Below are 6,865 nucleotides of genomic sequence, written 5' to 3'. Positions count from 1 at the left end.
GCAGGGCCCCATCGACGGGTGCTGGGAGAACGCGGTGACCGAGGGATGTGCAAGGCTGGGCAGATGCCCACCCTGAGGATCGGACCGGCGGTCTCGGCCGGTGACGTCCAGCAGTTGGCCACGGTGCATGTCAGGGCCTGGCGGTGGGCCTACCGGGGTCTGCTGCCGGATGGATATCTGGATTCGCTGAGCGTTCACCGGCGCGCGCTGGCCTGGCAGAGGCTGCTCGACGATGAAGCCATCCCCGCACCGTATCTGGCCTTTTGGGGAAGCGAGGCCGTGGGCCTGGTCCATGCCGGGACGAGCCGTGACGTGGACGCCTCGGCAACCACGGGGGAGGTCACCTCGATCTATCTGCTGCCCGAATATGTAGGACAGGGGATCGGCTGGCGGCTGTGGTCAACCGCTCTCGATCAACTGGGGGCCTCCGGGCACGACAGCGTGACCCTGTGGGTTCTCGAGGCCAATGACCGGGGGCGCAGGTTCTACGAACGGGCCGGGTTGGTGGCCGATGGTGCGTCGAAAACACCGTCCCTGGGAGACTCCGGGATCACCGAGGTGAGATACCGCGGCGTGTTCCAGCACCCCCACGTCCACGCCCGATGATGCCAGCCGGTCATGTTCGCGGCCCGCGCTGTCGACGCCGACGCGTGTCACCACCTCGGCCCCGGAGCGCGTGGTGGTTTCCTCACCAAGCTGTAGCCGGACAGGTCCGACCCTGAACTCCACGACACCATCCGCGGGTTCAAGATCCGGCTCCTGGAGCTCGAAAACCCGCTGATACCACTGCACGGCGCCCGACAGGTCGCTGACTGGTAGTCAGACGGTTGCACTGAATATCTCCACGCCCGCGACTCTTCCAGCAGCTCGCGGGCCTGTCGAGCCCCGGGAACCCGACCTTTTCGAACGTAAGCCGGGATGGGTATCCGTGCGCCGGGGCAGTCAGGTTCGCGGCCCCTGCCCCTCGAGTTCCCCGCATGTTCGAGGGGACTCCTCGCCGCGGGCACGAGAAATCATTACCGCTTGGCGCATAACGACGTCACTTGGTCGAGTCCCTCCACGATCTTCTCGTGTTGCAGCGTGGAAATACCCCTGACGAGGTTGGCACCCACGGGCTTCAGGTCCTCGTTCCCGGTGGAGGCTCCTCCGGTCATTCCGCCGACGGCAGCCCCGACGACGGCGACGCGATCAAGGTCCGGATCCACAAGACCCGGCCCCTCCCAATCCTCAACCGAGCCTTTCGTCTTTTCGAGGTGCTCGGCCATCGGGCAGGCATAATCGAGCCGCCAGGATTCGCCAGTGGGGTCTGGCGTTGCACTGTTTCCACGGGCCAGGAATCCTCCGACACCGCCCAATGCCAACAACAGCACAGCAACGACCACCAGTACCCAGACCGGTTTCTTCCTGATCCCCATGATCTTCTCCTTTTCACCTGAGGCCTGCGCATGCGGGGGTCTTGGATGACTGCCCGGCGCCGTCCATTGACCCCTTACCGTAGGGGCCACAGGCAACACCTTCCAATCCGGCGGCCCGTCCCCCTAACCACCGGGAATGTCGGGGGAATGCGTGGGCGGAAGCCCCATGCCTGCGCTGGAATGTGGAATAGTCCGGAGGGCTTATAGCGTGTGGGGTGGGCGAGGTCGGGGGAGCGGCGTCGGATCGAAGACCCCTGGCGTTCCCGGGGCTGTCTTGACCGATGACGAGTCCGGAAAGTCCGAGGGGGACGAGAGGGATGGTTGGGATGGCACGAGGCACGGCGGGCGCTGACCTGCTCATCACGAACGTCACGGTGGGGGCGCATCCCGGGGCGGCTATGATCCAGGGCTGCGACGTCGTGGAGCGTTCCGGGCGGATCCATGCGGTGCGGCCGAGAGCAGAGAATCCCGAGCCGGTCGAGGGGCCGGTTCTTGACGCCGATGGGCGGGTGCTTGCTGCGGGTTTCTGGAACTGCCACGTACATTTCATCGACGGCGTCTGGTCCCGAGCGAGACGGAGTGAGACGGGGGCATTGCAACGGGCACTCGATGACATGCTGGTCAGCCGGGGATTCACCAGCGTGGTCGATCTGGGGTCCAATTCGCGAAACACGCTGCCGCTGATCGCTCGTATCGAGGCAGGGGAACTGACCGGTCCCACCATTCATACCGCGACGGAACCGATCCATCCTGCCCGCGGGGTCCCGTTCTATACCAGGGAATCGGTGTCGTGGTTCTTGCGATGGGCCTTGCCGGCTCCACGGACCCCCGCCGGGGCTCGCCGAGCGGCCCGGCGGGGGCTTCGCCGTGGAGCTCATGTCATCAAGCTGTTCACCGGTTCCTATGTCGAACCCGACCGGATCAAGACCATGACATCCAAGGTGGCGGACGCCGCGGTAGGGGAAGCACATCAGCAAGGGGTTCTGGTGTTTGCCCACCCCTCCAACCGGGAAGGGCTGAAGGTGGCGCTGGACGCCGGGGTGGACGTCATCGCCCACGTCCCCGATGAAACCGAGGGCACCGAATCGTTGTTGCTGGCTTGTGCCGCCCAGGGCAAGCGGCTGGTCCCCACCCTTCACATGTTCGCCCACACCGTCACGAAGTCCCCGACCTACACGGATCCCATTGACCAGGCCTTGAGGACTTTCTGGGAGTCCGGAGGACGAATCCTGTTTGGCACCGATGTCGGCTACATGGACGAGTACGACACTGCCGGAGAGTTCGAGGCTTTGCATCGCTGCGGCTTGGGCGCACCGGAGATCCTTGCCTCCTTGACCACGGAACCAGCCGCAGCATTCGGAGACACGAGTCTGGGGACCGTGGAACCCGGAATGGCTGCAGACCTCACCCTGCTGGAGACGAGGAGTGGTGACATCGAACCGCGGCACCTCCGCGATATTGCCGCAGTCGTCAAGGACGGCCGGGTGCTCCACGGGTCCGGGGAGCTCTCCGTTTCCGGGCCCCCTGGCGCTTCCCGGTGAGGTCGTCGGCTCCGGTTGCTCCGCCTGCGAGCGTCGGAACAGGGGAGGGCCATCCCTTGGCAGGAGGCAACCGCATTGGTAGGTTCTGGCCATGGAGAGCCAAAACGAGATGGACTGGACCCTCGAGGTGGTGGTGCTTCCGGTTTCCGACCTCGACAGGTCCTTGGCATTCTACCGCGACCAATTCGGGTTCCACCTGGACCACGACTACGACCTGGGCGAAGGCCGGCGCGTGATTCAACTGACGCCTCCGGGGTCGGGCTGCTCGATTGTGCTCGGTACCGGTGGAGTGGTCCCCGAGATGCCGCCCGGCTCGGTGAAGGGTCTGCAACTGGTGGTCTCCGATATCGAACGAGCGCACCGGATCCTCACGGAACGCCAGGTCGAAACCAGCGGAGTGCAGGTCCTGGCGGAGAACCCAGAGGAGGCCGCAGATCCCCTCGATAACGTCGCAATGATCTTCCTCTCGGACCCGGACGGGAACGGGTGGGCGATCCAACAGATGTCGAGTCGGGGCCGATGAGCAGGGGACCGGAGTCTGGCCGGTGGGATCAGCCGGCGTCGTGCCCCCGAAGCCGCGCGGCCGCAGCGTCGACCAACGGCCCCCGGATGCGCTGATTGCTTTCCATGATCTGGTCGACGACCGCCGGATCCGTGCCCGGCCGCCCGGGCGCCCCGGCATCGAAGGGTGGATGGGGGTCGTACTCGATCATCAGTTGGGCCCGTCTGGCCGTTGCCTCGTCCCATAGCGTGGCGATGATCTCCAGCCCGAAGTCGATGCCGCTGGTCACCCCTCCTCCGGTGACCAGTGCTCCGTCCCAGACCACCCGTCCCTCCCGGGGGATGGCACCGAAAAGTTCAAGCAACGGCCGGGAGGCCCAATGCGTGGTGGCTCGTTTACCGACCAGGAGACCGGCGGCCCCCAGGACGAAGGCACCCGTGCAGACGCTGCTCACGTAGCGGGCGTACCGTGCCTGGTCGCGGATGAAGGCCAGGGCCGCTTCGTCGTCCATCAGGTCGAAGGCCCCGTTCCCACCCGGGACCATCAACAGATCCGCCGGCGGGGCGTCGGCAAAGGTCCTGGTGGGCAGGATGGAGAACCCCGAATCGGTGGGTACTGGTTCCATGTCGCGCCAGACCAGATCGATGGCGACGTCCGGAGCGAGTGAGAACACCTGGACGGGACCCGTGAGATCAAGTTGGGTGACCCGGGGGAACAGCAGGCAGATGATTCTGAAGGGGCGATCCATGTCCCGATGATGCCATCCGCCGGCCGGTAATTCGAGGGCAGTGGCCCTCCGGCAGCGGAAACTCAGGGCGCAGGAACGAAGTAGAGGTCGGAGTGGAGCTTGCAGCCCGGGTTGAACCGTGCGCCGCAGCAGGGGCAGTCGGCCCGGGCCAGGTACTCGATGATGCCCAGTTGGTGATCACACACCCCACACATCACGGCCCGCGCGTCGTGTTCGGCGACCGGCCAACGCCGTGCCTTGTGTTGGGCGGGGACCTGGTCATGGCAGAGGCGGCACGGGTAGTACTCCCCGCAGCAGTAGAACCGGATGGCGATCACATCCAGGACGGTTGAGTAGTGCGTGCAGCGGGTTTGTGCGTCGATGACGTGGCCGAGAACCCGGGGCCGGGTCATTGCACACCCCGGGCCGAGAGCGCCTCGCCGAGTTCATCGGCATGCTTGAGCGAGACCACCAGGAACGGGACCACGAAGGTGGCCAGGCCGCCGCGGGCGCCACGGGCCCGTTGGGCCTCGCGCACCCCGGCGCCCAGACGGGCCAATACCGGGACCGTCGTGATCGTCACTGCCAGCAGCAGGGCCATCCGTTCGGGGTCGATCCCCAGCCGGGCCAACGGGGCCAGGCCCCGTTCGACGGCGGCCAACAGGTCGGTCAGCCGGGTGGTCAGCACCAGCAACCCCGCCAGGAGGATGGCGGCGACGACGCGAGAGGAATTGGCGGCCGCTGCCTCAAGGGGCATGAAGATCAGCTGGGCGAGCAGCGTGATGCCGATCAGCCAGCGCACGGCGATCAGTTGGCGCCAGAGTTCGGACAGTCCCAGACCTCCGAGGAGGTAGCCGAGTACGGCCACGACCCAGGCCAGCCCGGCGGCCCAGTACGTCGACGGCAGGAAGGACAATCCCAGCACCACCAGCATCAGCAACAGGGCCTTGCGTCCGGTGGGCAGGCGGTGCAGCAGGCCGTGGCCCGGACGGTAGAGGCTCAGCATGCCAGGGACCGTTCATAGGTGGCCAGCACCTCGACGGGATCCCCGACGGCATGGATCCGGCCCGAGCCCACCAGGACGGCCGTATCGCAGCGCAGGGCCAATCGTGGATCATGGGTGACCAGCACCAGTTGGTGGTCACCGCCGAGGAACAAGTGATCCGCCACCGTGCGGGAGTTACGGGTATCCAGCAGTGCCGTGGGCTCATCGGCAATGACCAGATCGGGGCGTCGCACGAAGGCCCCACACAGGGCCAGGAGCTGTTTCTGGCCGCCGGAGAGTTCATGGGCGGAACGTCCAGCCAACTCGGATAGACCAAATGCGGCGAGTGCCCCGCTCACCCGCGCCTCTTCTTCCGGCTGGGAAAGCTTCTCGGAACGCAGCGAAAACGCCACATCCTCACCGACGGTAGGCATGATGATCTGGGCATCGGGGTTGCTGAAGACAAAGGCCACCAGCCGCCGCAACTCACGTTTCTGCCTCACCGGGTCCACACCGTGGACGCGCAGGGACCCCGAGGACGGGGCCACCAGCCCACCGATGACCCGGGCGAGGGTCGATTTACCCGAACCGTTCTCCCCGATGATGGCGATCCTGCGGGCCCCCAAATTCAACGAGATTCCTTCAAGCGCAGTCGTTTCGCCCAGGCGCACGCCCACCTGGTCCAACGAGATGGAATTCATCGCCAGACCTCGAAAAGCACCACCGCTGCAGGGGCGATGGCGGCGATCGGCGGCCGGAACGTCACCGGATGCTCTCGGCGGGGCGCTCGCCGTCCGAAGTAACCTGGGCGGAGGCGGTGACGGGGATCTGGCTACCGGCCTCCTGCCGGCGGAAGGCCCGTGGGTAGGCCCGGGCCAAGGTCATGGTGATGGCTGCGGCGATGGCCGCCTTCAGGAGGTCTCCCGGCAGGAAGACGAGACTTTGCAGCGCCGTCGGGCCCAGGGGCAGACGGGTGACCAGCGACTGGATGGGGATTCCGAAGGCATAGATGACCACGATGCCGCCCACGAGCACCCCGAGGATCGTGCGCCACCGGGTCAGCCGTGGCCCGCCATGGACGATCAGCCCGATCACGAAGGCCCCGACGACCCAACCCAATAGGTACCCGGCGGAGGGTCCCACGAAGACCCCCAGCCCGCCGCGGCCCCCCGAGAGCAATGGCAGCCCGATGGCCACCAGGATGAGCAGGACCACCATTGACAGGGCTCCGCGCCAGGGGCCCAGGACGGCCCCGGCGAGCATCACCCCCAGGGTCTGGGCGGTGATCGGGACGGAGCCGAAGACGGAGAGTCCGCCCGGCAGGCCCAACACGGCGACGATGGCGGTGAAGACGGCGATACGGGCCAGATCGGTGGCCTCGAGACGACGGGGTTTCATGGGCTCCCTCTCGGGCCGGAGACCCGGCCCCACAAACTTGAACGACGTTCATTTGAACGCCGTTCAGCTTAGCGTCGTTGCCGGCCATCAAACAACCCGGGCCAGCCTTTCCCGCGGACACTTCCGTCACTGGTGGTGGCTTGGGGCATGCTTCGTCTTCAGTGGATGACAGAACGCGGGGTGGCGTCCATGAGTGCAGAAGTCACATAGGTGCTGTGAGCTGGTTCACAGGTAGGGTCAGGTGATCTTGAGTCGCCAAAGAGTCAAGAAGATGTCGAATGACCTGCAGCGGATGAC

At 66.0% G+C, this 6,865-nt stretch carries 9 protein-coding genes; 3 read left to right on the top strand and 6 right to left on the bottom strand.

Features of this window, described 5'->3' with window-relative positions; translation table 11 throughout:
- A partial coding sequence (locus ACT3S2_RS09270) for a GNAT family N-acetyltransferase (protein WP_444553604.1) occupies nucleotides 1–606 on the top strand: 606 nt, incomplete at its 5' end.
- Between the two features lie 410 nt (nucleotides 607–1,016).
- Here the strand turns inward: ACT3S2_RS09270 and ACT3S2_RS09265 are convergent.
- On the bottom strand, nucleotides 1,017–1,415 hold the full coding sequence (locus tag ACT3S2_RS09265; RefSeq protein ID WP_444553603.1) for a hypothetical protein: 399 nt from the start codon (nucleotides 1,413–1,415) through the stop codon (nucleotides 1,017–1,019).
- A 326-nt stretch (nucleotides 1,416–1,741) separates the two neighbouring features.
- Here ACT3S2_RS09265 and ACT3S2_RS09260 point away from each other — a divergent pair, with 326 nt between their 5' ends.
- Both ACT3S2_RS09260 and ACT3S2_RS09255 read left to right on the top strand, forming a co-directional pair.
- Nucleotides 1,742–2,956: an amidohydrolase family protein gene (locus ACT3S2_RS09260; protein ID WP_444561570.1), complete on the top strand. Its 1,215-nt coding sequence runs from the start codon at nucleotides 1,742–1,744 to the stop codon at nucleotides 2,954–2,956.
- Between the two features lie 91 nt (nucleotides 2,957–3,047).
- Entirely contained in the window at nucleotides 3,048–3,479 is a 432-nt protein-coding gene (locus ACT3S2_RS09255) for a VOC family protein (RefSeq protein WP_444553601.1), read from the top strand.
- A 28-nt stretch (nucleotides 3,480–3,507) separates the two neighbouring features.
- Here ACT3S2_RS09255 and ACT3S2_RS09250 read toward each other — a convergent pair whose 3' ends face one another.
- From ACT3S2_RS09250 to ACT3S2_RS09230, 5 genes are all read right to left on the bottom strand, one after another.
- The gene (locus tag ACT3S2_RS09250) at nucleotides 3,508–4,206 is read right to left on the bottom strand and encodes a DJ-1/PfpI family protein (protein WP_444553600.1); all 699 of its coding nucleotides are present in this window, start codon (nucleotides 4,204–4,206) and stop codon (nucleotides 3,508–3,510) included.
- Nucleotides 4,207–4,268: 62 nt separating this feature from the next.
- On the bottom strand, nucleotides 4,269–4,598 hold the full coding sequence (locus ACT3S2_RS09245; protein ID WP_444553599.1) for a CHY zinc finger protein: 330 nt from the start codon (nucleotides 4,596–4,598) through the stop codon (nucleotides 4,269–4,271).
- A complete protein-coding gene (locus tag ACT3S2_RS09240; protein WP_444553598.1) occupies nucleotides 4,595–5,191 on the bottom strand; it encodes an energy-coupling factor transporter transmembrane component T family protein in 597 nt (198 codons plus the stop codon). Before ACT3S2_RS09240 ends, ACT3S2_RS09245 begins: the two co-directional genes overlap by 4 nt.
- Nucleotides 5,185–5,871, bottom strand: a complete 687-nt coding sequence (locus tag ACT3S2_RS09235) for an energy-coupling factor ABC transporter ATP-binding protein (protein WP_444561569.1) — start codon at nucleotides 5,869–5,871, stop codon at nucleotides 5,185–5,187. The genes ACT3S2_RS09240 and ACT3S2_RS09235 overlap by 7 nt, the downstream gene beginning before the upstream one ends.
- A 61-nt stretch (nucleotides 5,872–5,932) precedes the next feature.
- Entirely contained in the window at nucleotides 5,933–6,568 is a 636-nt protein-coding gene (locus ACT3S2_RS09230) for a biotin transporter BioY (RefSeq protein WP_444553596.1), read from the bottom strand.
- Between the last annotated feature and the right edge of the window lie 297 nt (nucleotides 6,569–6,865).

Source organism: Arthrobacter sp. AOP36-A1-22 (assembly GCF_052377615.1).
Classification (GTDB): Bacteria; Actinomycetota; Actinomycetes; order Actinomycetales; family Micrococcaceae; genus Arthrobacter_H.
The sequence above is the reverse complement of the archived record's forward strand: the minus strand, read 5'-3'. Positions and strand labels throughout refer to the sequence as shown.

Bases quoted from the DNA above. Each gene is read 5' to 3' on its own strand.
- ACT3S2_RS09265 (WP_444553603.1), bottom strand. From the start codon at position 1,415: ATGGGGATCAGGAAGAAACCGGTCTGGGTACTGGTGGTCGTTGCTGTG.
- ACT3S2_RS09245 (WP_444553599.1), bottom strand. From the start codon at position 4,598: ATGACCCGGCCCCGGGTTCTCGGCCACGTCATCGACGCACAAACCCGC.
- ACT3S2_RS09240 (WP_444553598.1), bottom strand. From the start codon at position 5,191: ATGCTGAGCCTCTACCGTCCGGGCCACGGCCTGCTGCACCGCCTGCCC.
- ACT3S2_RS09255 (WP_444553601.1), top strand. From the start codon at position 3,048: ATGGAGAGCCAAAACGAGATGGACTGGACCCTCGAGGTGGTGGTGCTT.
- ACT3S2_RS09260 (WP_444561570.1), top strand. From the start codon at position 1,742: ATGGCACGAGGCACGGCGGGCGCTGACCTGCTCATCACGAACGTCACG.
- ACT3S2_RS09235 (WP_444561569.1), bottom strand. From the start codon at position 5,871: ATGAATTCCATCTCGTTGGACCAGGTGGGCGTGCGCCTGGGCGAAACG.
- ACT3S2_RS09250 (WP_444553600.1), bottom strand. From the start codon at position 4,206: ATGGATCGCCCCTTCAGAATCATCTGCCTGCTGTTCCCCCGGGTCACC.
- ACT3S2_RS09230 (WP_444553596.1), bottom strand. From the start codon at position 6,568: ATGAAACCCCGTCGTCTCGAGGCCACCGATCTGGCCCGTATCGCCGTC.